The sequence below is a fragment of the Rhizobium sp. UFLA01-1127 genome (assembly GCF_059803845.1).
The window spans coordinates 36054-60665 of sequence record NZ_JAUQTZ010000020.1 but is presented as its reverse complement, the minus strand read 5'-3'; the positions used below and the strand labels follow the sequence as shown (position 1 = coordinate 60665).

Below are 24612 nucleotides of genomic sequence, written 5' to 3'. Positions count from 1 at the left end.
CGTAAGGTACGAAGACATCGTCCTTGAAATTGCCGGGAACCTTGAGTGCGGAGGTATCGACGCCGCTGGCATCGAATAGGCCGGTATCCTTGGCCTCATCGACGAGATTGGTATCGAGGCCGAGAACGATATCGGCCTTGGTGCCGGCGCCCTCGAGTTTCAGGCGGGAGAGAAGTGCCACGCCATCGGTGACGCTGACATAGTTGACCGTGCAGCCGCAGGTCTTCTCGAAGGCTGCCTTGACCTTGGCGCCCGGACCCCAATCGGCGGTGAAGCTCTCATAGGTGTAGATGGTCAGCGTCTTGTCGGCCGCTGCAGCAGGCTGCGCGACGAAAAACGCAGTTCCGGCGGCAAGCGCCAGACCGGTGAAGAATGACAATAGCGAACGGTGTTGCATGGCGGCGCCTCCACTTTGGTTTCGTCTTGAAGGGGAAAGGGCGCCATGATTTCGTCACGCGTCTAATCCCTCCGCCGGTGTTAGCCGGATCAGGTTCCGCGGGTTGGCCGGTGAGAGCCTCTCAGCCAAATGTCCTGGAGGACATAAGGCACCCCGTTAGAGCATGGGCAGATTTAGTCTTGTGATGGAGGGATGACAAGGGAAATGATTCCCTTGTGAATTGCAGCATGAACGATTTACTCGGCAGCTTCCGCGACCGCAGGGCTTTCGAATTTCTTCGCGGCACCTGGAAGCTGCACGTTCTTCAGCGTCAGCGAAGTCAGGAGGCCGATGAGACAGATGCCGGCGGCCGTCATGAACAGCGGGCTGAAGGCGCCCGCATAGGCATTGGCGACGGCTTCGCGGGTCGCCTCAGGCAAGGCGGCCATCATCTTCGGCGTCAGCTGCTCGATATCGGATACGCCCGATATGGAGACGCCGATATTGCCGAGCTTGGCGGCGATGATGGCGCCATAGATGGAGATGGCGATCGAGGCGCCGCCCATGCGCGACAGCGTGACCGCACCGGTCGCCGCACCGACGTCGCGCACTGCGGCTGCATTCTGTACGCCGATGACGGGCACTTGCTGCGCAAGGCCGATGCCGATGCCATGCAGCAGCATCAGCCCGCCGATGAGGATGATGGGCGTGCCGGCATGCACGAAGGCAAGCGAGCCAAATGCGATGGCGCTGCAGGTGGCACTGGCGACGGCGAAGGGCTTATAGCGCCCTCTGGCCGCAATCAGCCTTCCAGCCGAGAGCGAGCCGCAGACGATGCCGCCGGTCAGGAGAATGAACAGCAGCCCGGCCATCGAGGGCGAAAGGCCTGTCGTCGTCTGCAGGAAGAGCGCGAAATAATTGACCATACCGATGGCGACGGCGCCGCTGGTGATCGAGATGACGAGCAGAAGGCCGAATGTCGGGTTGCGGAAAAGCGTCATCGGCACGATCGGCTCGGGCGCGCGGCGCTCGATGAAGACCCAGGCGATGGCGCAGATCGCGCCGAAGGTGATGATGGCAAGACATTGCGGTGAGAGCAGCGATCCAAAGAGTTCGCTGCCGTCGGCGGCGAGCACGATGCTTGTCGTCGTCAAGGCGAGGACGATTGCGCCGGCATAATCGATCTTCGGCCGGCGGGCCGGCTTGCGATAGGGCAGCATGAAGGCGAGGCCGGCGAGCACGATGAAGCCGATCGGCACGTTGACGAGGAAGATCGAACGCCAGCCGAAGAGATCGCTCATTGTACCGCCGAGAACGGGGCCGATGGCGCCCGATGCCATCAGCACGAGGCTCGAATAGCTCTGGTAGCGGGCGCGCTCGCGCGGCTCGAACAGGTCAGCGTTGACGGCGAAGATCGATACCATGATGCCGCCGCCGCCGAAGCCCTGCAGCACGCGGGCGGCAATCAGCGTGTTCATCGAAACGGCAAGGCCACAGACCGCGGAGCCGATGGTGAAGATGGCGATCGCCGTCATCATCACGTATTTTCGGCCGAAAAGATCGCCGAACTTCCCGTAAACGGGCATGACGGCGGAAAGAGAGAGGAGGTAGGCCGAGCCGATCCAGCCGAAGCGTTCCAGATGGCCGAACTCGCCGACGATCGTCGGAAGCGCCGTCGAGACGATCTGATTGTCGAGCGTTGCCATGAACATGGCGGTCATCAGAAACAGGAAGAGTATGAGCCGCCGTTTATGGTCCGCCACGAGCGGCGCGAAGGTTGTCTGCATGTCCATGGGGAAGGAAATCCGAGCTTGGCCGAAACGCTGCGCGGTCGATCGAATGCGCGGGACGCTCCGGTTTTCATGCCTGAAGTATATGTGCTATTAGCATATAAATGTCAAGGACAGGTGCGTGCTGTTTGCATGTTTTATTTCTTCTCCGCCTCTGATATGGTGGGAAGATGACATCTGCGACGAATACACGAGACGTTGAAGCCGAGGCCCTGATCGAAGACGAGAATTTTCTGCGCATCGGTCAGGCGATGACGCGCATGCGTCTGCTGACGGGCCGCCGCATGATCGGCAGGCTTGCCATCGAAAGCGTGGCGCCGGGTCTCGAGCTTTCGCATCTCGACGTGCTCGATGTCGTGAGGCGCGCGGAGGCGACCGGCGAAGTCACAGTCGGCACGATCGCCGAGATGCTGCGCATCGATCCGTCGCGGGCTAGCCGCATTGTTGCCGACATGGTGGCGCGCGGCGTCCTGCGCCGCAAGGCATCTCAGGCGGATGCACGGCGTATCGTGGTGGTGCTGACTGCTCTCGGGCAGCGTTTGCTGTCGGAGATCCAGGCGCAGAAATATTCCGTCATCGGCAGCATCTTTGCCGACTGGACACCGGAGGAGATCGAGAATTTCTCGCTGCTGTTCGACCGCTATGTCAGCGGCTACGAGCGGGTTTTCCAGGCGCGCATCAAGGAAACGAACGACTGAGCGGGCGTCGCGGCCGTTCTTGCCCATGGCGCTCTTCCCTAGGGATATGACTTTGCGCTATGGGCTTGCCTCATGAGCCAGTCCACCACCTTCACCATCCTGCTCGGCGGCGAGCTCCGTCTGACGGAGCGGTTGCGCACTGCTGTTTCCGGCAGCCGTTTCATCGCAGCCGATGGCGGCATGCGCCATGCGCTCGCGCTCGGTGCGGAGCCTGAATTGTGGGTCGGCGATTTCGATTCCACACCTGCCGATCTGCAAGGCGCGTTTCCCAATGTGCCGAAGCAGCCCTATCCGGCAGCGAAGGCTGCGACCGATGGCGAAATTGCCGTGACGGAAGCGATCGATCGCGGCGCCATCAGGCTAATCCTGGTAGGCGCCATGGGCGGCGAGCGGTCCGATCACGCGATCCAGCACCTGCTCTACGGTATCCAGCTCGCCGAAAAAGGCTTCGACGTGCTACTGACATCGGGCGAGGAGGAGGCGGTGCCGCTTCCGCCGGGCGATCTTACGCTGGCGCTGCCGGCCGGCTCGCTGTTTTCGGTTCTCGGCTTCAGCGATCTGACGGGCCTTTTCATCGACAATGCCCGCTATCCCTTGCGCGATTTCCATTTGCCCTTCGGCGCATCGCGCACCATTTCCAACGTGGCGGAGGGCGATGTGCGCTTTTCGCTCGGCAGCGGCAGGGCCATCGTTCTTGCTCGCCCTTATGATCTTTCCGGAGTCTGATCTTGGCCCCTCCCATTCTGAAACTCGACGACATCTTTCTGAGCTTCGGCGGCGCGCCCTTGCTCGCCGGTGCCGGTCTGCAGGTGGAGCCGGGCGACAAGATCTGCCTTGTCGGCCGCAACGGTTCCGGCAAGTCGACGCTCTTGAAGATCGCTGCCGGCCTTGTCGAGGCGCAGTCGGGCGAGGTGTTCCGCCATCCGTCGTCGACCGTGCGCTATCTCGAGCAGGCACCGGATTTCGCCGGTTACAAGACGGTTGCGGCCTATGCCGAAGCAGGCCTCGGACCCGGTGACGATCCCTATCGCGTCACCTACCTCCTTTCGCATCTCGGCCTGACCGGCGAGGAAGAGCCGAAGAACCTTTCGGGCGGCGAAGCGCGCCGCGCTGCACTGGCGCGTGTTCTGGCGCCGGAGCCGGATATCCTGCTGCTGGATGAACCAACGAACCATCTGGACCTGCCGACCATCGAATGGCTGGAAGGCGAGCTGCAGAAGAGCCGCAGTGCGCTCGTGCTGATCTCGCACGACCGCCGCTTCCTCGAAAAGGTTTCGACTGCGACTGTCTGGCTCGACCGCGGCACGTCCCGTCGGCTGGACAGGGGCTTTGCTCATTTCGAGGCCTGGCGCGATCAGGTGCTCGAAGCCGAGGAGCTGGAGCAGCACAAGCTCGGCAAACAGATCGAACGCGAGGAGCACTGGCTGCGCTACGGCGTGACGGCGCGGCGCAAGCGAAATATGCGCCGCCTCGGCGAGCTGCAGGACATGCGCTCGCGCTATCGCGGCCATAAGGGCGCTCTCGGCACCGTGCAGGCATCCGCCTCCGATGCGCAGGAAAGCGGCAAGCTGGTGATCGAGGCGGACAAGATCACCAAGGCTTACAATGACCGCACAATCGTCGCACCCTTTTCGATCCGCGTGCATCGCGGCGATTGCATCGGTCTCATCGGCCCCAACGGTGCCGGTAAGACGACGCTTCTGAAGATGCTGACCGGCCAACTGGAGCCCGACAGCGGCACGGTAAAGCTCGGCACCAATCTGGAAATCGCCACGCTCGACCAAAAGCGTGAGGAGCTGAACCCGGAAGATACGCTCGCCAACTACCTGACGGACGGCCGCGGCGAGAACCTGCTCGTCAATGGCGAGCAGCGGCATGTGACCGGCTATATGAAGGAATTCCTGTTCCAGCCGGAGCAGGCGCGCACGCCGATCAAGAATCTTTCCGGCGGCGAGCGGGCCAGGCTGATGCTGGCCCGCATTCTGTCGCGGCCGACCAATCTTCTGATCCTCGACGAACCGACGAACGATCTCGATATCGAGACGCTCGATCTGCTGCAGGAAATCGTCTCCGGTTTTGCGGGCACGGTCATCCTCGTCAGCCACGACCGCGATTTCCTCGACCGTACCGTGACCTCGACGATCGCGCCCGCCAATCCGGAGGAACCGGATGGGCGCTGGATCGAATATGCCGGCGGCTATTCCGACATGCTTGCCCAGCGCAAAGGGGCGATAGAGGAGCGCAAACGGGCGGAGAAGGCAGCGGAGAAGCCGAAATCGACCGAGGTGCCGACGCCGGTTTCCGAGACTTCGAAGGGAAAGGGTAAGCTTTCCTTCAAGCAGAAATTTGCGCTCGAAAACCTGCCGAAGGAAATGGCCAAGGCGGAAGCCGAGATTGCCTCCCACGAGAAGAAAATGGCCGATCCGAACCTCTTTTCCAAGGATCCCGCAACGTTCAACCGTCTCGCCGCGGAGATGGAGAAGCTGCGCGAAAGCCTAGCGAAAATGGAAGAAGAGTGGCTTGAGCTCGAGATGCTGCGCGAGGAGCTGGAGGGCTGAAGAGCCAAGCCCATTCATCCTATAGGCGTCCCTCTACACAACGAAAACAATCGGTTGCGTTCGCCGCGCCGTCTCATTCCCTGTTGTCGAATCCGATAAACCGTTTATACATGGGCGTGTGGTGCCGGCCTTCAGGCCGGATGATACCCGGGCCTACGCGGCTCGTGGCGCGTGTTGGGAAGTCCGAAGTGACCTGATCGCATTGCGCCCGACGGCGCCAGGCTCTTCGCGGAAAGTTACAGGCAAATTTCGTGAGCGTTACCGTGATAACGGCGCTTTTGCCGTACGCGGTTTTTCGAAGGGGGCTTCATGCCGATGCTGCCGCGTACCGTTTTATTTAGCTGTGTTTTTGCCGTTTTCTCAGTTGGCCAGGTGCTTGCGCAGGGCGCACCGCCCGCCGCTCCCGTGACTGTCGCCAAGCCCGTCGTTCGCGACGTCGTGGACAGCGATGAATTTATCGGCCGCTTCCAGGCGGTCGATGAGGTTTCCGTGCGCTCGCGCGTCGGTGGTTACCTCCAGGAGGTGCATTTCAAGGACGGCACTATGGTCAAGCAGGGCGATCTGCTCTTTGTCATCGACCAGCGGCCGTTTGTCACAACGCTGAACGAGGCGACCGCCTCGCTCGAAGTGGCGAAGTCGTCGCTGACGCTCGCCGACGCCCAATATAAGCGCGCCGAATCCCTGTCGACCACAGGCAGCCAGTCCGCCTCCACCCTCGACGACCGCCGCCGCGACCTCCTTTCCGCCCAGGCGAACGTGCGCGGTGCGCAGGCAGCGGTCGACCGTGCCAATCTCGACATGGATTTCACCCGGATCACCGCTCCGCTCAGTGGCCGTATCGACCGGCGGCTGATCTCGGTCGGCAATCTGGTGCAAGCCGATCAGACCGCACTGACGACCATCGTGTCGCTCGATCCCATCGATTTCTATTTCGACGTCGACGAGCGCCGGCTGCTTTCCTATGCCGACGAGGCCCGCAAGAACGGCAGCGCCTTGCAGCAGGGCGGCGGCGGGCTCGATGTCACCGTGACGATCGCCGATCCCAAGCAGAAGCCGTTCAAGGGCAAGCTCGATTTCGCCGAAAACCGCGTCGATAACGAAACGGGCACGATCCGCGTCCGCGCCAGGTTTCCGAACCCCAATCTGGTTCTCCAGCCCGGCCTGTTCGGACGCATTCAGGTACAGGGCTCCAACAGCTACAAGGCGATCCTCGTTCCCGATGAGGCCATCGGCTCGGATCAGAACCAGCGTGTCGTTTACACCGTCGATACCGCCGGCAATATCACGCCGAAGTCCGTTCGCCTAGGGCCGAAACTCTATGGCTACCGTGTCATCCGTGACGGTATGACCGGCGACGAAACCATCATCGTCAACGGTCTGATGCGTATCCGGCCGGGCGTCAAGGTTTCGCCGCAGCTGATCGAATTGCCGCAGCAGGCGGCGAATGACGAGCCGCCGGCGCAGGCCGATGCACAGGGGACGGACCAATGAGGTTTTCCCACTTTTTCGTCGATCGGCCGATCTTCGCGTCGGTCCTATCCATCGTGCTGCTGATTGTCGGCGGCATTGCCTATTTCCAGCTGCCGGTGGCGCAATATCCCGAGGTTGCGCCTCCCACCATCGTCATTCGCACCTCCTATCCCGGCGCCGACGCGCAAACCATCGCCGATACGGTGGCGACGCCGATCGAGCAGGAAGTCAACGGCGTGGAGGACATGCTCTATATGTCCTCCTATTCCAGTGCCGATGGCTCGATGGCCCTGACGATCACCTTCAAGCTGGGCACCGACCTCGACAAAGCGCAGGTGCTGGTGCAGAACCGCGTCGCCATTGCCGAACCGCGACTGCCTGACGATGTTCGCCGCATCGGTATCACCACGGTCAAGAGTTCGCCCGATCTAATGATGGTCGTGCATCTTCTGTCGCCGAACAATCACTACGACCAGCTCTATATTTCCAACTATGCCCGCACGCGCCTGCGTGACGTTCTCGTCCGCCTGGACGGCGTCGGCGACGTGCAGCTCTTCGGCGAGCGGCAATATTCGCTGCGCATCTGGCTCGATCCGCAAAAGCTCGCCGCCTATGGCATGACCGCAGGCGATATCGTTCAGGCGCTCCGGGATCAGAACGTCCAGGTTTCCGGCGGCACGATCGGCGGACCGCCGGTGTCGGGCACCAATGCCTTCCAATATACGGTGACGACCCAAGGGCGCTTTTCCGATGCGCGGCAATTCCGCTACGTCATCGTCAAGGCGACGGGCAATGGCCGTCTCGTGCAGTTGCAGGACGTCGCGCGCATCGAGCTCGGCGCGCAGGATTACGTCACCAACAGCTATCTGAACGGCAGCCCGGCGGTCGCGCTCGGCGTCTTCGCGCGGCCAGGCACCAATGCGCTTGCCGCTGCCGCCGATATTCAGAAGACCATGCAGGATCTGTCACGGGATTTCCCGCAGGGCCTCGAATATCGCATCATCTACAACCCGACCGAGTTCATCGCCGAGTCGATCCACGAGGTCTACAAGACCATCTTCGAAGCCGCCATTCTCGTCGCCATCGTCGTGCTCGTCTTCCTGCAATCGTGGCGGACGGCGATCATTCCGATCGTGGCCATACCGGTTTCGCTGATCGGCACCTTCGCCTTCCTGTTGGCCTTCGGCTTCTCGCTGAACATGCTGACGCTGTTCGGCCTGGTGCTCGCCATCGGTATCGTCGTCGACGACGCGATCGTGGTGGTGGAGAATGTCGAGCGTAACCTCGCGCTCGGCATGACGCCGAAGGAGGCGTCGCATGTGACGATGAACGAGGTGGGTACCGCCGTTCTGGCGATCTCGCTTGTGCTGATCGCGGTCTTCGTGCCGACAGCGTTCATTCCCGGCATCTCCGGGCAGTTCTACAGGCAGTTCGCGGTGACGATTTCTGTCGCGACGGCGATTTCCTGCCTGAACTCGCTGACCCTGTCGCCGGCGATCGCCGCAATCGTGCTGCGGCCGCACAGCCACGAGAAATCCAACAATGTCTTTGGGCGGTTCGGCCGTGCCTTGGGAGACGGGTTCAACCGCGGCTTCGAGCGTATGAGCCGTGGCTACTCCTGGATCGTCCGCCATCTCGTCACGACCTGGGCGGCGCTGGCTTGCGCGCTTCTTGTTTTCGCCGCGCTTTTGGCCGGCACCTGGTATATGGGCAGGATCGTGCCGCAGGGCTTCGTCCCCACAATGGACCAGGGCTATGCCATCGTCGTCGTGCAGCTGCCCGACGGCGCTTCGCTTGCGCGCACCAATGCCGTCATCCAGAAGGCGACTGCGATCATCAACAAGACGCCTGGTATCGAAAATGCGGTCGCTTTCGCTGGCTTCAACGGCGCGACCTTTACCAACGCCTCGAATTCCGGTGTCATCTTCACGCCGTTCAAGCCCTTCGAGGAGCGGTTGAAGACGGGGGATACGGCCACCAAGATCATAGGCCAGCTCTTCGGCAGTCTTCAGGGCATCCAGGAAGCCTTCATCATCGCCATTCCGCCGCCCTCGATCCGCGGCGTCGGCAATTCCGGCGGCTTCAAGATGCAGATCATGGACCGGGAAAATCCGGATATGCGCCGCATCCTGCCGCTCGCATACCAGATGATGGGCGTCGCCGCACAGAACAAGGGCGTCAGCGGCGTCTTCACCACCTTCTCCGCCAACAGCCCGCAATATTTCCTGGCGATCGACCGTGACAAGGCGCGGGCGCTCAACGTGCCGATCCCGAATATCTTCGAGACCCTGTCGATCAATCTCGGCACGTCCTACGTCAACGACTTCAACGCCTTCGGCCGCGTCTACCAGGTACGGGCGCAGGCCGACCAGCAATTCCGCATGGACCGCGACGACATTCTGGCGCTGAAGGTGCGCTCGGCGACCGGAGCGCTGGTGCCGCTCGGCACGTTGGTCGATATCCGCGACACGACCGGACCCGCGCTCGTGCAGCGCTACAACATGTATGTCTCGGTTCCCCTGCAGGGCAATCCGGGACCGGGCGTTTCCACGGGCACGGCACTCGACACCATGGAGGGGCTGGCAAAGAACCTCTTGCCGTCGGGCACGACTTTCGAGTGGACGGAGCTCGCCTATCAGGAGAAACATACCGGCAATACGGCGATCTATATCTTCGCCTTGTCGGTCATCTTCGTCTTCCTGGCACTGTCGGCGCAGTATGAAAGCTGGGTCCTGCCGCTCGCCATTATCCTCATCGTGCCGCTGGCGGTGCTGGCGGCGCTGATCGGCGTGCATCTGAGAGGCATGGACAACAACATCCTGACGCAGATCGGGCTGATCGTGCTGATCGGCCTTGCGGCCAAGAACGCGATCCTGATCGTCGAGTTTGCCCGGCAGGCACAGCTCGAGGGGAAAAGCGCGGTCGAAGCGGCGATCGAGGCCAGTCACCTGCGCCTGCGTCCGATCCTGATGACAGCCTTCGCCTTCATCTTCGGCGTGGTGCCGCTGATGATCGCAACCGGTCCTGGTGCGGAAATGCGCCAGTCGCTCGGCACGGCTGTCTTCTCCGGCATGCTTGGTGTGACGTTGTTCGGCCTCTTCCTGACACCGGTCTTCTACGTCGTCCTGCGCCGGCGGCACAGGCAGGCGGAGACCGCCGCGGAAGAGCCTCAGAATACCGACGTGGCGGCACAATAACGACGTTTGGAGCGGTTCGGCGTTTCACGGGAACCACCGCTCCCATTGTCGCCTCCATGGAGAGCCCGGAACGACGCCGGGCTCTTTCTTTGCTTAGAGATGCGGATTGCGCGGCCGGTATTTCTTGACGAGTTGCTGATTGGTCTCTCTGGCGCCGGGCATGTTGGCGCTGAGGTAGACGGGCGGATTGCCATCCTTGCAGAGTTCGGCGGCGACGTCGGCAAAGATGGCGTTCAGCACGGTGGCGCCGACGGCTGTCGATGCCGGGCCGACCTTCAGGCCGGTACCCGGCAGATCGATCACGGCGTCCCCCGGCGGCAGGCCGTTGTCCAGCACGATATCGGCGATATCGGCGAGTTTCCGGCGGCCGTTCGCGATGGCGGCCGAATAGGCAAGCGAGGTGATGGCGATGACGGTCGCGCCGATTTCGCGGCCATAATCTGCTGCCTCGAGCGGGGCGGCGTTGACGCCGGAGTTCGAGGCGATGATCAGCACGTCGCCCGGCTGCATGCCATAGCGCTCGAAGATCGGTCGGATGAGGCCCTCGGTGCGCTCATAGACCGAGCTGATGACGGCTCCCTCGTGCAGCATGGCAGATCCGACCAGAACCGGGATGGTGAAGGCGAGGCCGCCGGCACGATAATGCACCTCTTCCGCCAGCATATGCGAATGGCCGGTGCCGAAGACATAGACGCGGCGATCGGCGCGCGCGGCAGCGCAGATGGCGGCGGAAGCGCTGGACATGGGTTCGGCCAGCGTTTCACGCAGGGTTTCCAGCCGGCGGATGAGGGCGGAGAAATAGCTGTCCGTGACTGCGGTCATGCCGCGCCTCCTTCTCTGCGTATTCAGGCCGACGGCTGGCCCGAGATCCAAGTTTCGGTGACTTCGATGCCATCGTTGATGTGAACGAGATCGGCGCGGGTGCCTGGCGTCAGTTGGCCACGGTCGGCAAGCCGGAGGAAGCGGGCGGGATAGGATGTCGCCATGCGCAAGGCCTCAGTCAGCGGCAGCTCGAGGACGTTGACGCCGTAGCGGATCGTCGAGGCCATATCGACATCGGAACCGGCCAGCGTGCCGTCGTCCAGCGTCAGCTTGGAGCAATAGCCGCCCTTGGTGCGATAGACGGTGCGGCCGTTCAGCGTGAAGCTCGGAAGATCGGTGCCGACCAGCGACATGGCATCGGTGACGAAGAACAGCTGGCCTTCCCCGCGCTTGGCGCGCAGCGCGACGCGCAGCGCCGTCGGCTCGACATGATGGCCGTCTGCGATGATGCCGCACCAGGGAGCGGGGTGGTCGATTGCCGCGCCGACCAGACCGGGCGCACGATGGCCCATCTGGCTCATGGCATTGAAAAGATGTGTAACGCCACGCGCGCCGGCATCGAAACGGGCATTGGCGGCTTCGGCCGTGCAATCACTATGGCCGATATTGACGATGACACCGCCTTCGGCGAGTGCCTGCACCTGCCGCTCGGTGACCTGCTCGGCCGCGATCGTCACCAGCAGCGTGCCGATCGCCTCGCGGGCGCGGATGAAGGTTTTGACGTCGCTGTCTTCGACCGGGCGCATCAGTTCGGCGAGATGCGCACCCTTGCGGGCCGGCGCCAGATGCGGGCCTTCCAGATGCAGGCCGGCGACGCCGCGGTTGGCCTTCACGGCCTCGACCGCCGCTTCGATTGCCGCCGTCGTGGCGGCTGCGACATCGGTTATGAGGGTCGGCAGCAGCGAAGTCGTGCCATAGGGACGATGCCCCTCAGCAATCATATACATGGATTCCGGCGAGGGCTCGTCGTTCAGCATGCGGCCGCCGCCGCCGTTGACCTGGGCGTCGATGAAGCCCGGAGACAGGACGCCGCCCTTCAGCTGGATGGTTTCGGCGTTGTCAGGCACATCATTGGCGCTCGTAATGGCATGGATGCGGCCATTGCCGATCACCAGCGCGCTGTCCTCATGAAAACGGTCGCCATCGAAGATGCGGGCGCCGGTAAAGACCTTGTAGTCCATCACATGGTCTCCGTTACCTTGAGAAGATTAGCCGGCTTATCCGGATCGAAGCCCTTGCGCCGGGTCACCGACTCGATGAGGCGATAGTAGCACAGCAGCGATACCAGCGGGTCGAGCAGGCCGTTGCCGGTCGTCGGCATGCGCAGGTTGATGCCTGCGAGCGGCGCGGTCGAGAAGGAAACGGCGGTTGCGCCGAGCTTCTGCAGGCGTTCCAGGGCCTGGGCATTCTTGGCGAAGGCGGCATCGTCGGGCGAGAAGGCGACGATCGGGAATCCAGGCTGCACGAGGCGCATCGGGCCGTGCATCAATTCGGCCAGCGAGAAGGCTTCGGCATGAATGCCGGCGGTTTCCTTGGCCTTCAGGGCGGCCTCCAACGCGATGGCGAATGCAGGGCCGCGGCCGCCGGTATAGAGCGAGGAGGCGTCGAAGAGCACGTCTTCAGCCGCTTTGCCGTCAATGCCCGCGGTTGCGGCAAGCGCTTCCGGCAGTTTGGCAAGGCCATCGGTCAGCGCCTTATCCTCCGACACCGCAGCGGTCACGCCGGCAAGGGCTGCTGCGGAGGCGATGAAGGATTTGGTGGCGGCGACGCTCTGTTCCTTGCCGGCATTGAGGCCGAGCACGATGTCGGCTTCCCTGGCAAGCGGGCTGTCGGTGACGTTGACGACGGCGATCGTGGTGGCGCCGCCCTTCTTGGCGGCTGCCTGCATGGCGATAATATCGGGGCTGCCGCCGGATTGGGACACCGTGAAATGGATACCGCCCTTCAGGTGAAGGGGCGCGCGATAGACCGAGGCGATCGACGGGCCGACGGAAGCGACGGGGATGCCGCAGGAGATTTCGAAGAGATATTTGAAGAAGGTGGCCGCATGGTCGGAAGAGCCGCGCGCCGCTGTCGTGATCAGTGACGGACGGCTGGAAGAGAAGAGTTTCGCGATCTCGGCGAAAGCGGGCTTTTCCTTTTCAAGCAGGGTTGCGACAACCTCCGGCGATTGTCCAGCCTCCGTCAGCATCAGGGATTGGGTCTTGCTCATAGGTCATCTCCAATTCTCAATTCGGCAACAAAATCATAGGCATCGCCACGATAATGCGAGCGGGTGTATTCGACGACGCGCTGATCTGCCAGGCGGGAAACGCGCTCGATCAGAAGTGCCGGCGCACCTGCCTTGACGGTCAGGATCGATGCGGATGTCGGGTCGAGCGTCACGGCGGTCAGCCTTTGCTGGGCGCGCACGGGCTTGAAGCCGTTAGCCGCCAGCGCATCGTAGAGCGATCCTTCGGATACGGCATTTTCGCCCAGAAACTTGATGGGAACCACAGCGCGCTCGATGGCCAGCGGCTGACCATCGGCCAGGCGCAGCCGGTCGAGCCGCAGCACAGGCTCATCGACGCCTAGGCCAAGAAGGAAGGATTCCTCTGGAGCCGGTGTACTGATGCTGCGCTGGAGAATGCGAGCAGCCGGCTCGCGGCCGCGCGAGCGCATGTCGGCAGAGAAGGAGGAAAGGCGCCAGAGCGGCTGCTCGATGCGCTCGACATGCTCCGAGACGAAGGTGCCGCTGCCGTGACGCGATTCAATGACGCCGGAGGCCAGCAGGTCGCGATAGGCGGTTCTGACCGTCACCCGGCCGATCTGCAGGGCGCCGGCGAGATCGCGCTCGCCCGGCAGCGCCGTTCCGGCTTTGAGCAGCCCTTCCTGGATGAGGCCCGTCAATGCCTGCGCCAGGCGCTTGTACAGCGGCCCGCTTCCGGTCCCGTCGCTGAGACCGCGATTGTTCAATTCGGCGATCAAACTGGTTCTATCCATATCTCCTATATAGAACCTATTTAGGACCAATTCACAAGATGAATCTGGCTGCAGTGCAAAAAAGAATCGGCCGGGCGCTTTGGACACCCGGCCGAAATTCACGAGAGCAAGGCCTGCTCCAGAGCGAATTCAGATTTCAGTTCCGTTCGGCCTGAAATCTGAATTCGCTCTGGAATCAAGGAGGTAGAGCATGATGTCGTCCGAAAACCGTTTACATTTTTCGGCATCATGCTCGGCCTCAGTTCTTGGTGAAGATGTAATCCGTTTCCTGCCGCAATACCTCGCCCGGGCGGAGCACCGCATTGGGGAAGCCTTCGTGGTTGATGGCGTCAGGCCAGATCTGCGTTTCCAGACAGAAGCCGGCGAACGGGCCGATCTTGCGGCCGTCATGGCCGGGAACCGGCACATCGAGCTTGAAGCCGGCATAGAATTGCACGCCGGGCTCCGTGGTGCGCACTTCCAGCGATACGCCGGAGTTGACGCTGCGGGCGAGCACGACCGAGCGTTTGACGGTGCGTTCGCCGGAGAGGCAGAAATTGTGATCGTAGAGCGCCTGTTCGCTTCCTTCGAAGCGCTTCATCGGCGACATCTCGCGGAAATCGAAGGCCGTGCCATCGACGGAGCGGATCTCGCCCGTCGGCACCTGCTTGTCGTCCGTCGGCGTATAGTGATCGGCGGCGATCATGATGTCGTGGCCGAGCGCATCGTCGCGGCCGTCGAGGTTGAAATAGGCGTGCTGGCAGACATTGGCGAGCGTCGGCTGGTCGGTCGTCGATTCGTAGGTGACGGACAGCTCGCCATTGCCATGCGCGCGATAGGTCGCCTGGATCGTGCAATTGCCGGGATAGCCGGCGCGGCCGTCGGGATCGACGATCTTCAGGACGACACGGTCGGTATCGTGCTCGACGATGGTCCAGTTGCGCTTGGCGATGTTGTCCTTGCCGCCATGCAGATGCGTGACGCCCTTCTCATTGAGCTCCAGCTGGTACTGCTTTCCGTCGAGCGTGAAGCGGCCGGAGCCGATGCGGTTGGCGCAGCGGCCGGGCGTGGCGCCGAAATAGGAGGAATGGGCGGGATAATCAGGGAAATTGTCAAAACCGAGCAGAAGCGAGGGCTCGTGGCCGTCAAGGCGGAGATCCTGTATAACCGCGCCCCATGACATGATATGGGCGGTCAGGCCGCCACCTGATATCTTGACTCGATAGACGGTATCTCCATCGGCCGTCGTTCCAAAATGTTCCCGCTGCAAAGTGCTTTCCGTCATATCAACTCATCCATTGCTTTTGAGTATGCAAGGCCAGACCCTGCCTCCATTCGTGCCGTTCCGCAACCGGTCCGATGGCGAAAGTTAGGGGCGCGGAGAGGGCGATCAAGGCTGAATATTTTCCCCAACAGCCTCAGACGGGCAAATTGCGCCGCAAATGTGCAGGGCATGCGACAGGTGGGTGCGGTTTTGTCGTCATCTGCTGTGCCCGGTCGTAAGGAGGATAGGCTGTCCGTCTGCTGAAAAGTGCTCTTATCAGCTGGTTCGAGCCGACCGCTTTTTCGGTCATCACGATTACGGTCAGCTTGTCCCCGCGAACGGCAAGAAGGATATGGAACGCTTTTTGACTGCATTTTTCCATATATGAGCTCCAGCGCCCCATGCCTGCCGCGTAGCCGACATTTCCGTAGCTGCCGGTTTCCGCCGTGGCGCTCCAGCCGTAATTCGCGCTTATCCTCATAAATCTGCCATGCCTTATTATTCCCATACGGCATTTTTCACAGGAGCCGGCGTTGGAGCAGGTCTGTTCCCACTGCCCCGAGAAGCCGCCTTCTTCAGACCTCGCCTGTTGCGAGATCAGCAAAATGGTTGAAATGAAGAAAAGTAATCTAATGGCGTGGCGCACCCGCATCTCCACCAACTTCCCCTGCGATCCGTGGGGTTATCCAATGTGCCTCATTCTCTACAAATGGTTGTGGTAATTTAGTGGCGTTTCGGTTCGCCAACTTTGCCCCAGCCGCTCGGAGAGAACTTAGCTCAGCGCGACAATTCCCTCGTCGCCTTCTCCAGCCCGCCGAGCGTCAGGGGATACATGCGGTCGCTCATCAGGCGGCGGACGATGGAGATCGAGGTCGTAGAGCCCCAGTAGTTTTCCGGCACGGGGTTCAGCCAGATGCATTTGCGGAAATGGCCGGTCATCCGGGCAAGCCACGCCTCGCCGGCTTCCTTGTTCCAATGCTCCACCGAGCCGCCCGGCTGAGTGATTTCGTAGGGGCTCATCGATGCATCGCCGACGAAGACGACGCGGTAGTCGGGGCCGAAGGTGCGGATCAGATCGGACGTTGCCGTGATGTCGACGCGCCGGCGGCGATTGTCCTTCCACACGCCTTCATAGAGGCAGTTGTGGAAGTAGAAATATTCCATATGACGAAATTCCGCGCGGGCGGCGGAGAAGAGTTCTTCCACGACGCGGATATGATCGTCCATCGAGCCGCCGACGTCGAAGAACATCAGGAGCTTCACCGCGTTGCGGCGCTCCGGCCGCGTCCGGACATCGAGATAGCCATGCTCGGCGGTGGAGCGGATGGTGCCGGAGAGATCCAGCTCCTCGGCCGCCCCCTCGCGCACCCAGCGGCGCAGACGCTTCAGCGCCACCTTGATGTTGCGGGTGCCGAGCTCGACGCCGTCGTCGAGATTCTGGAAGTCATGCCGATCCCAGACTTTTACCGCGCGGCGGTGGCGCGAGCTTTCCTGGCCGATACGCACGCCGTCCGGATTGTAGCCATAGGCGCCGAAGGGCGAGGTGCCGGCCGTGCCGATCCATTTCGAGCCGCCCTGATGCCGGCCCTTCTGCTCGGCCAGCCGCTCGCACAGCGTCTCCATCAGCTTGTCGAAGCCGCCAAGGGCCTCGATCTCTTTTCTTTCCTCTTCAGTCAGATGCCGTTCGGCGAGCTTGCGCAGCCATTCGACGGGAATGGCGGCCGGTTCCACCGCTTCTCCATCGGCATTGCCGCCGATCGCTTCGACGCCGCGAAAATAGTCGGCGAAGATCTGGTCGAAGCGATCGATGAAGCGCTCGTCCTTGATGAGCGTCGTGCGGGCCAGATAGTAGAAGGCCTCGACGTCGTAATCGGCTATCCCCTCTTCCATTCCCTCAAGTAGCGACAGGAATTCCCGGAGCGTCACCGGAACCTTCGCTTCCTTGAGTTTCAGGAAGAAGGGAATAAACAAGCCTCAAGTCCTTTCCTGGCCGATCTCCTCCAGATCATACGGCGTGGTCTGGTAGATCTCGTTGATCCAATTGCCGAAGAACAGGTGCGCGTGGCTGCGCCACCGGTTCTGCGGGGGGATTTCCGGGTCGTTGTGCGGGAAGTAGTTGTGCGGCATCTTGATCGGCACGCCGGCATTCACATCCCGGAAATACTCATCCGCCAGCGAGGTGGAATCATACTCCACGTGATTGAACATGTAGAGCCGGTTGCAGGCCTGTTCATGCACGAGGCAGACGCCCATCTCGCTCGAATCCATCAGGATCTGCAGGCCGGGCACTTTCTCGATATCGGCGCGTTTCACCTCCGTCCAGCGCGAGACCGGCACGGCGAAATCGTCGGAAAAGCCGTTGAGATAGACCGACGAGGGCTTCAGGTTCTGGTGGCGGTAGACGCCGAAGGCCTTTTCGGTCAGCGTGTATTTCGGCACCTTGTGGAAGTGATAGATCGCCGCCATCGCGCCCCAGCAGACGTTGAGCGTCGAATGCACATTGGTGGCCGTCCAGTCGAATATTTGCTGCATCTCCTCCCAGTAGGTCACATCTTCATAGTCGAGCAGCTCGATCGGCGCGCCCGTGATGATGAAGCCGTCGAACTTGCGGTGCTTCACTTCATCCCAGGTCCGGTAGAAGGAGAGCAGATGCTCCTCGGAGGTGTTCTTGGCCTTGTGCGCGCCGATGCGCACCAGCGAGAACTCCACCTGCAGCGGCGATGCGCCGACCAGGCGCGCCATCTGGACCTCGGTCTTGATCTTGTTCGGCATGAGGTTGAGAAGCCCGATCTGAAGGGGGCGGATATCCTGACGGAACGCCACCGTTTCGGTCATCACGCGCACACCCTCGCTCTGAAGGGTTTCGAATGCGGGCAGCGTATCGGGAATCTTGATGGGCATCGTTTCACTCGCCAAATACAAAAAAACCGGCCGCGATGAATCGCTACCGGTCCGCACGCGGCCCTTTAGCGACTTATTTAACGTGGCTGCAAGCCGGCCGGCCAAATCACCACAGGCTGAAATCCATAAACCTGCCGGTGCGGCGGGTCAATGGCCAAGCTTTGCGGGGCCAGCGGCCGCGTTCCGATGCCGATTGTCGCTTACAGACGGTCTAGAAGTGCATGCATTCCATAGCCGAGGCGTTCACGCGCTTCTGCTGCCGAGATCCAGAAGAACCGGAAGCAGATCGGTTCGCCGCCGTCAAACGGCGTCATCTCGAAATGGCGCCAAGTGTCGGGTGTCGTCTCCGGCAGATTGCAGCAGAAGTAGTGCCGCTGATGATGATGGGTGCGCCCCTCGCGCTCGAAGCGGTAATCCTGCACGCCCAATTTTTGCAGAACGCCCGAAGAGAGGCCCGTTTCCTCCTCGAATTCGCGCGCGGCTGCGAGCGCCAGATCTTCGCCATCTTCGACCGTGCCGCCCGGCACCTGCGGCTCGATGACCGGAAAATCCGGCTCGTCGAAAACAAGAAGATCATCGCCCCGTAGGGCATAAATCAATACCTTGATGGCATCCGGCTGCATTACTTGCCCTGCCCTCGCGCCATGAAAGCCAGCCGTTCGAAAAGGTGTACATCCTGTTCGTTCTTCAGCAGAGCGCCATGAAGCTTCGGCAATGCGGTCCTCGCATCGGCGCGGAGCGTTTCCGGATCGACATCATCGGCGACCAATAGGCGGATCCAATCGAGGGCTTCGGAGGTCGAAGGTTTCTTCTTCAGGGCCGGCACGTCGCGGATCTCGAAGAATTGCGTCAGTGCCGCATGGACAAGGGCCTGCTTGATGCCGGGATAGTGAACCTCGACGATGCGGGTCAATGTCTCCATCTCAGGAAAGCGGATGTAATGGAAGAAACAGCGGCGCAGGAAGGCGTCCGGCAGTTCCTTCTCGTTGTTCGATGTGATGACGACGATCGGACGGACAGCTGCCCGGATCGTCTCGCTCGTTTCGTAGACATGAAACTCCATGCGGTCGAGTTCCTGCAGGAGATCGTTCGGGAATTCGATGTCGGCCTTGTCGATCTCGTCGATCAGCAGTACGCACTTCTTCGGCGAGGTGAAGGCCTGCCAGAGCTTGCCTTGCCTGATATAGTTGCGGACGTCATGGACTCTGATGTCGCCGAGCTGGCTGTCGCGCAGGCGCGAAACGGCATCATATTCGTAGAGGCCCTGCTGGGCCTTGGTCGTCGACTTCACGTTCCATTCGATAAGCTCGAGTCCAAGGGCGGCCGCCACCTGGCGCGCAAGCTCGGTCTTGCCCGTACCTGGCTCGCCTTTGACGAGGAGGGGACGCTCCAGCCTGATGGCGGCATTGACGGCAACCATCAGGTCCTTGTCGGCGATGTAGTCCGCAGTTCCTTGAAATTGCATCGGAAGGCTTTCTCAATCTTTCGGGTGCAGGCTAATTGCTGACCTAATTCGGTTCAAGACGCGAAACCGTGTATATAGGAACGTGATCGCACCGATCTGTTGCAAGGGTGGACATGAGGGCGGGTCATGATTAACTGACGGGACGTGCGTCGCAGGGAAGTGCTGATGGCAGTTGAAGCGCAAGCCAAGCCGAATATCCAGGGAAACGAACAGGTCGGATATGATTTGAGCCTCTTCTTTCGGTTGAGGATGATGTTGTCCGCTTTCTGGAACTCTGCCGTCCGGATCAAGATCATTTCCCTGACCGTCGCGCTCTTCGTGATCATCCTGGTCACCGCTTATGTCCAGGTGCTGCTGAACAGCTGGAATGCTCCCTTCTACGATTCGCTGGCGCGGCGCGATATTTCCGCCTTTTTCCACCAGCTCGGCGTTTTCGGCATCATCGCCGGTTCGCTGCTGGTTCTCAACGTCGTCCAGGCCTGGCTCAACCAGATGACCGCGCTCTACATGCGCGAGGGGCTGGCGCGCGATCTCGTCGACCAATGGCTGCAGGCGAAGCGTGCGCTTCGCCTCGCCTCCTCCGGTCTCATCGGCGTCAATCCGGATCAGCGGCTGCATGAAGATGCCCGCAATCTCGCCGAAAGCTCGACCGGGCTCGCCATCGGTCTCGTGCAGGCGACGATCCTGCTGCTCAGCTTCATCGGCGTGCTCTGGGAGTTGTCCAGCGGCATGGTGTTCAAGGTCAACGGCATGAGCTTTTCCATTCCGGGCTATATGGTCTGGGCGGCGATCCTCTATGCCGGGTCGGCCTCATTCCTCAGCCAGTTCGTCGGCCGGCGGCTGGTGCGGCTGAATGCCGATCGCTATTCCAAAGAGGCAGAGCTGCGCTTTGCGCTCATGCATGCCAGCGAGCATATGCCGGCGATCACGATTGCCGGCGGCGAGGAGAACGAGCGCCGGCGGATCAATCTCGATATTTCGGCCGTGCTCGCCGTCATCCGGCAGCTTGCCATCGCCAATACCAATCTGACCTGGGTTTCCGCCGGTTACGGCTGGCTTGTGTTGATCATCCCGATCCTGGTCGCCGCGCCCGCCTATTTCTCGGGCGGCCTGACGTTCGGACAGCTCATGGTGGCTGTCGGCGCCTTCAATCAGGTCAATTCGGCGCTGCGCTGGTATGTCGCCAATTTCGGTCCGATCGCGGAGTGGCGCGCCACACTGATGCGCGTCACCGATTTCCGCAAGGCGCTGATGGAGATGGACGACAATATGCCGATGCCGCACACCCTAGTATTCGACAAGGCCGCTCCCGGTACGATGGTGTGGACCGACCTGGAGGTATCGACGAAGACCAGCGACGAGGCCACGGAGAACGGTTTCCGGATTGCCGAGGGAACGGTGACGATCAATGCCGGCGAACACATCATGATCAACGGCGATCATGGCGTCAACCGCAGACTGCTGTTCGAGGTGCTGGCGCATCAATGGTACAGCGGCGCCGGAACGGTCAGCCTGCCGCCGATGGAAGACATGCTGTTCGTGCCGCATACGCCCTATGTGCCGAGCGGCACACTCAGGGAGGCAATCTGTTTCCCGGACGACAGGGACGCCTATGACGATGCTGCGGTCGATGCCGTTATGGACAAGGTGGGCCTCGGCCGCTTGAAGAGCCGCCTCGACACGCAGGCTCGCTGGGACCGGTTGCTGGATACCGAGGAGCAGAAAGCCGTCGGCTTTGCGCATCTGTTACTGGCAAAGCCGAGATGGATCGTCTTCGACGATGCTTTTGAGGGGCTGGAGGCCGAAGTTCAGGCAAAGGCCTGCGCCATGCTGGCGGAGCTTACGGATGTGACGATGATCTATATCGGCCGTTCCGATGCCTATATGCAGGCGATGTCACCGCGTGTCCTGCATATGCAGGCCCTGGCTCCGCAAGAGCACAGCATCGAAATAAATGCACCTTCCGAACCTGCCAAAGCCGAACCCGCTAAAGCGGAACAGACGAGCGAGAAAAAAGCCAGCATGCGATAGAGCCTGTTGGCGTGACCAATAGAGCCTATCGGCGTAAACCGGCGCGGTTTCAAGCCGCCCGAACGCAAAACGCCTCGTCACGGGGACGAGGCGTTTCCCAATGGGCGGAGAGCTTGAATGCTCAGTCCTTGGCGCGCTCGACGTAGGAATTGTCTTCCGTCGCGATGACGACGCGGGTGCCGGCATTGATGTGCGGCGGAACCATGGTGCGCACGCCGTTCGACAGCATGGCCGGCTTATAGGACGAGGACGCCGTCTGGCCCTTGACGACCGGTTCCGTCTCCGTGATCTCAAGCGTGACGTGGCGCGGCAGTTCGATCGCCAGCGGAACGCCTTCATGGATCGACAGGATGCAGGTCATGCCTTCCTGGAGATAGGCTTTCTGGTCGCCCATGGTTTCGACATCGACGACGACCTGGTCGTAGGTGGCCGGATTCATGAAGTGGAAGCCTTCGCCGTCTTCATAGAGATACTGGAAGTTCACGTCTTCGACGAAGGCGCGCTCGACCTGTTCGGTGGTGCGCCAGCGTTCGGACACCTTCACGCCATCGACGATGCGGCGCATGTCGACCTGGGTGACCGGCGTGCCCTTGCCCGGATGAAAGTTCTGTGCGGTGAGAACGACGTAGAGCTTGCCGTCGACGTCGAGAACGTTGCCCTTGCGGACCGAAGAGGCGATGACCTTGACCATAAGACTTCCTTGTAACGCTGCGTTTTGCGTCGTAGAGGGACTGTCGAAGTGCTCTCCGAGACGCAGCAATTGTTTGCTTGGGGGCGCAACTACCCTAAATCAACGGAAATTGCCACCCCCCAAACGTAGCCGGTGCGCGGAAGAAGGCTAGGAATGAAGCCAAAGACGAGCAAAGCGTCCCCCTGGTGGACACGCAATGTCCATGCGGACCGGCGGCCGTTCCTCATCGGCCGCAATGCCATTCAGGCGGCGCTGCGGGTTTTCTTTGCGCGCAACGACTTCATCGAGGTGGATACGGCGACACTGCAGGTGTCGCCCGGCAACGAGGCGCATCTGCATGCTTTCGAGACCGAGGCGCTGACGACGGAGGGCAAGGCATTGCCGCTCTATCTGCACACTTCGCCGGAATTTGCCTGCAAGAAGCTGCTTGCGGCCGGCGAAGAGCGCATTGCCTGCTTTGCCCATGTCTACCGCAATCGCGAGCGCGGACCGCTGCACCATCCGGAATTCACCATGCTGGAATGGTATCGGGCAGGCGAAAGCTATGAGACCCTGATGGCCGACTGCTCCGTGCTTTTGCCGTTGGCAGCCGAGACTGTCGGGGCAAAAAAGCTGACCTATCGCGGCGCCGAGACCGATCCGTTCCTGCCGCCCGATCGCATCAGCGTTGCTGCGGCCTTCGAACGCCATGCTGGCATCGACCTCTTTGCCTCCATTGGCCTTGACGGATCGACGGATCGCGAACGTCTGGCGGCGGATATGCGTAAGGCGGGCATTCGTGTTGCCGATGACGACCTCTGGCAGGATCTGTTCAGCCGGGTTCTGGTCGAAAAGATCGAGCCTAATCTCGGCTTCGGCCGCGTCACGATCCTCGATGAATATCCCGTCTCCGAGGCGGCGCTTGCCCGGCCTTCGGCCGGGGATCATCGCGTCGCCGAGCGTTTCGAGCTTTATGCCTGCGGGGTCGAGCTTGCCAATGCCTTCGGCGAACTCACCAATGCAGATGAGCAGCGCCGCCGGTTCGAGATCGAGATGGCCGAAAAGCAGCGCGTCTATGGCGAGACCTATCCGTTGGACGAGGATTTTCTGTCAGCGCTCGCCGTCATGCCCGAAGCGAGCGGCATTGCGCTCGGCTTCGACCGGCTCGTCATGCTGGCAACCGGTGCCTCGCGGATCGAACAGGTGTTGTGGGCGCCGGTTGCGGAGTATGACCCATGAACCTGATGCGCCCCATCCGGACCGTCGGCGAGCTTGAGCGCGCCGGGCTGATCGATGCCGATCAGGCGATTGCGCTGGAGGCGGTGGCGGAGCGCTATGCCGTGGCGCTGACGCCGACCGCCGCGCGCCTGATCGACCCTGCGGATCCGGCCGATCCCATCGCCCGTCAGTTCGTGCCCGATGCGGCCGAATTGCTCGTCACGCCCGAGGAGCGCGCCGATCCGATCGGCGATCATGCGCATAGCCCGGTCGAAGGCATCGTGCATCGCTATTCCGACAGGGTGCTTCTGAAGGCCGTGCATGTCTGCCCGGTCTATTGCCGCTTCTGCTTCCGGCGTGAAATGGTCGGCCCACAAGGGCTGGGTACGTTGGACGGAGATGCGCTTGACGGAGCCTTTGCTTATATCCGGGAGCATAGGGAGATCTGGGAGGTCATCCTGACCGGCGGCGATCCGCTGGTCCTTTCTGCGCGGCGGCTGGAAGAGATCCTGAGACAGCTTGCCGAAATGGACCATGTGAAGATCGTCCGATTCCACACACGCGTTCCCGTCGTGGACCCTGTGAAGATCGACGCGGCACTGATTGCGGCGCTGAAGGCGAGCGGCAAGACCGTTTACGTGGCGCTGCATGCCAATCATCCGAGGGAGATGACGGACGAGGCGCGGGCAGCCTGTGCGCGGCTTGTAGATGCGGGAATCGTGCTCGTCAGCCAGTCGGTTCTTCTCAAAGGCGTCAATGACGATCCGGAGGTGTTGGCGGCGCTGATGAAGGCTTTCGTCGAAGCGCGGGTGAAGCCTTATTATCTGCACCATCCCGATCTTGCACCCGGCACCAGCCATTTCCGCCTGACGATCGCTGAGGGACAGGCAATCGTTGCGGCGCTGCGCGGCCGTATTTCCGGCCTCTGCCAGCCTACCTATATTCTCGATATTCCCGGCGGCTACGGGAAGGCCGACATCGGTCGAAGCTCGGTTCACGAACTGGGCGAGGGCTGCTATTCGATTTCGGATTATAGGGGTGGTGCCCACATTTATCCGCCGGAAGGTTAGCACTCGTTACCAAGCGTCTATACTTTTGCTCGCGCTTCGATTGACATTGTATTTCTAGCGCAAACGTTGTGGCGAATTTTGGCACGTTAACCGACTTAGGACCTGCGGTTTTCCCAAAAGT

At 61.4% G+C, this 24612-nt stretch carries 21 protein-coding genes and 2 riboswitches; of the genes, 8 read left to right on the top strand and 13 right to left on the bottom strand.

Annotated elements, in window-relative coordinates; all coding sequences use genetic code 11:
• Together Q4Q11_RS07460 and Q4Q11_RS07455 are read right to left on the bottom strand one after the other, a co-directional pair.
• Positions 1 to 397 (bottom strand): thiamine ABC transporter substrate-binding protein (locus Q4Q11_RS07460; RefSeq protein ID WP_498569104.1); only part of this gene is annotated, 397 nt, incomplete at its 3' end.
• A gap of 49 nt (positions 398 to 446) precedes the next feature.
• Positions 447 to 563, bottom strand: a riboswitch (TPP riboswitch).
• A 70-nt stretch (positions 564 to 633) separates the two neighbouring features.
• Positions 634 to 2169: an MDR family MFS transporter gene (locus Q4Q11_RS07455; protein WP_498569103.1), complete on the bottom strand. Its 1536-nt coding sequence runs from the start codon at positions 2167 to 2169 to the stop codon at positions 634 to 636.
• Positions 2170 to 2336: 167 nt separating this feature from the next.
• On the opposite strand from Q4Q11_RS07455, the gene Q4Q11_RS07450 reads away from it, so the two are divergent.
• From Q4Q11_RS07450 to Q4Q11_RS07430, 5 genes are all read left to right on the top strand, one after another.
• Positions 2337 to 2864, top strand: a complete 528-nt coding sequence (locus tag Q4Q11_RS07450) for a MarR family winged helix-turn-helix transcriptional regulator (protein ID WP_498569102.1) — start codon at positions 2337 to 2339, stop codon at positions 2862 to 2864.
• 72 nt (positions 2865 to 2936) lie between these two features.
• The gene (locus Q4Q11_RS07445; RefSeq protein ID WP_498569101.1) at positions 2937 to 3590 is read left to right on the top strand and encodes a thiamine diphosphokinase; all 654 of its coding nucleotides are present in this window, start codon (positions 2937 to 2939) and stop codon (positions 3588 to 3590) included.
• A 2-nt stretch (positions 3591 to 3592) separates the two neighbouring features.
• Positions 3593 to 5422 (top strand): ABC-F family ATP-binding cassette domain-containing protein, encoded by a 1830-nt coding sequence (locus tag Q4Q11_RS07440; protein WP_498569100.1) that lies wholly within the window; start codon positions 3593 to 3595, stop codon positions 5420 to 5422.
• 315 nt (positions 5423 to 5737) lie between these two features.
• A complete protein-coding gene (locus Q4Q11_RS07435) occupies positions 5738 to 6913 on the top strand; it encodes an efflux RND transporter periplasmic adaptor subunit (RefSeq protein WP_498569106.1) in 1176 nt (391 codons plus the stop codon).
• The gene (locus Q4Q11_RS07430; protein ID WP_498569099.1) at positions 6910 to 10089 is read left to right on the top strand and encodes an efflux RND transporter permease subunit; all 3180 of its coding nucleotides are present in this window, start codon (positions 6910 to 6912) and stop codon (positions 10087 to 10089) included. The genes Q4Q11_RS07435 and Q4Q11_RS07430 overlap by 4 nt, the downstream gene beginning before the upstream one ends.
• 93 nt (positions 10090 to 10182) lie before the next feature.
• On the opposite strand, the gene Q4Q11_RS07425 is transcribed toward Q4Q11_RS07430, so the two are convergent.
• The 10 genes from Q4Q11_RS07425 to Q4Q11_RS07380 all read right to left on the bottom strand — a co-directional run bounded on the left by Q4Q11_RS07425 (position 10183) and on the right by Q4Q11_RS07380 (position 19502).
• A complete protein-coding gene (locus Q4Q11_RS07425; RefSeq protein ID WP_112505360.1) occupies positions 10183 to 10911 on the bottom strand; it encodes an SIS domain-containing protein in 729 nt (242 codons plus the stop codon).
• 23 nt (positions 10912 to 10934) lie between these two features.
• Positions 10935 to 12092 (bottom strand): N-acetylglucosamine-6-phosphate deacetylase, encoded by a 1158-nt coding sequence (nagA, locus tag Q4Q11_RS07420; protein ID WP_498569098.1) that lies wholly within the window; start codon positions 12090 to 12092, stop codon positions 10935 to 10937.
• Entirely contained in the window at positions 12092 to 13123 is a 1032-nt protein-coding gene (locus tag Q4Q11_RS07415; protein ID WP_498569097.1) for an SIS domain-containing protein, read from the bottom strand. The genes nagA and Q4Q11_RS07415 overlap by 1 nt, the downstream gene beginning before the upstream one ends.
• Positions 13120 to 13893: a GntR family transcriptional regulator gene (locus Q4Q11_RS07410; RefSeq protein ID WP_113214971.1), complete on the bottom strand. Its 774-nt coding sequence runs from the start codon at positions 13891 to 13893 to the stop codon at positions 13120 to 13122. The genes Q4Q11_RS07415 and Q4Q11_RS07410 overlap by 4 nt, the downstream gene beginning before the upstream one ends.
• Before the next feature lie 238 nt (positions 13894 to 14131).
• Complete coding sequence (locus Q4Q11_RS07405; protein WP_498569096.1) at positions 14132 to 15157, bottom strand: aldose epimerase family protein; 1026 nt, start codon at positions 15155 to 15157, stop codon at positions 14132 to 14134.
• 133 nt (positions 15158 to 15290) lie between these two features.
• A complete protein-coding gene (locus Q4Q11_RS07400) occupies positions 15291 to 15782 on the bottom strand; it encodes a hypothetical protein (RefSeq protein WP_498569095.1) in 492 nt (163 codons plus the stop codon).
• A gap of 131 nt (positions 15783 to 15913) precedes the next feature.
• The gene (locus Q4Q11_RS07395) at positions 15914 to 17107 is read right to left on the bottom strand and encodes a vWA domain-containing protein (RefSeq protein ID WP_498569094.1); all 1194 of its coding nucleotides are present in this window, start codon (positions 17105 to 17107) and stop codon (positions 15914 to 15916) included.
• 3 nt (positions 17108 to 17110) lie between these two features.
• A complete protein-coding gene (metA, locus tag Q4Q11_RS07390) occupies positions 17111 to 18037 on the bottom strand; it encodes a homoserine O-acetyltransferase MetA (protein WP_112504825.1) in 927 nt (308 codons plus the stop codon).
• 45 nt (positions 18038 to 18082) lie between these two features.
• A riboswitch (SAM riboswitch) is annotated at positions 18083 to 18160 on the bottom strand.
• A 77-nt stretch (positions 18161 to 18237) separates the two neighbouring features.
• The gene (locus Q4Q11_RS07385) at positions 18238 to 18660 is read right to left on the bottom strand and encodes an NUDIX hydrolase (RefSeq protein ID WP_498569093.1); all 423 of its coding nucleotides are present in this window, start codon (positions 18658 to 18660) and stop codon (positions 18238 to 18240) included.
• Positions 18660 to 19502 carry an AAA family ATPase gene (locus Q4Q11_RS07380; RefSeq protein WP_498569092.1) on the bottom strand — a complete coding sequence of 281 codons (843 nt, stop codon included), beginning with the start codon at positions 19500 to 19502 and terminating at the stop codon, positions 18660 to 18662. Before Q4Q11_RS07380 ends, Q4Q11_RS07385 begins: the two co-directional genes overlap by 1 nt.
• A 165-nt stretch (positions 19503 to 19667) precedes the next feature.
• On the opposite strand from Q4Q11_RS07380, the gene Q4Q11_RS07375 reads away from it, so the two are divergent.
• Entirely contained in the window at positions 19668 to 21533 is a 1866-nt protein-coding gene (locus tag Q4Q11_RS07375) for an ABC transporter ATP-binding protein/permease (protein WP_498569091.1), read from the top strand.
• 121 nt (positions 21534 to 21654) lie between these two features.
• Here the strand turns inward: Q4Q11_RS07375 and efp are convergent, their stop codons facing one another.
• Complete coding sequence (efp, locus tag Q4Q11_RS07370) at positions 21655 to 22224, bottom strand: elongation factor P (RefSeq protein ID WP_106999436.1); 570 nt, start codon at positions 22222 to 22224, stop codon at positions 21655 to 21657.
• A gap of 153 nt (positions 22225 to 22377) precedes the next feature.
• Here efp and epmA point away from each other — a divergent pair, with 153 nt between their 5' ends.
• Together epmA and Q4Q11_RS07360 are read left to right on the top strand one after the other, a co-directional pair.
• Positions 22378 to 23442, top strand: coding sequence for an EF-P lysine aminoacylase EpmA (gene epmA, locus Q4Q11_RS07365; protein WP_498569090.1), 1065 nt, complete (start codon positions 22378 to 22380; stop codon positions 23440 to 23442).
• Positions 23439 to 24491: a lysine-2,3-aminomutase-like protein gene (locus tag Q4Q11_RS07360; protein ID WP_498569089.1), complete on the top strand. Its 1053-nt coding sequence runs from the start codon at positions 23439 to 23441 to the stop codon at positions 24489 to 24491. The genes epmA and Q4Q11_RS07360 overlap by 4 nt, the downstream gene beginning before the upstream one ends.
• The last annotated feature ends 121 nt before the right edge of the window (positions 24492 to 24612 follow it).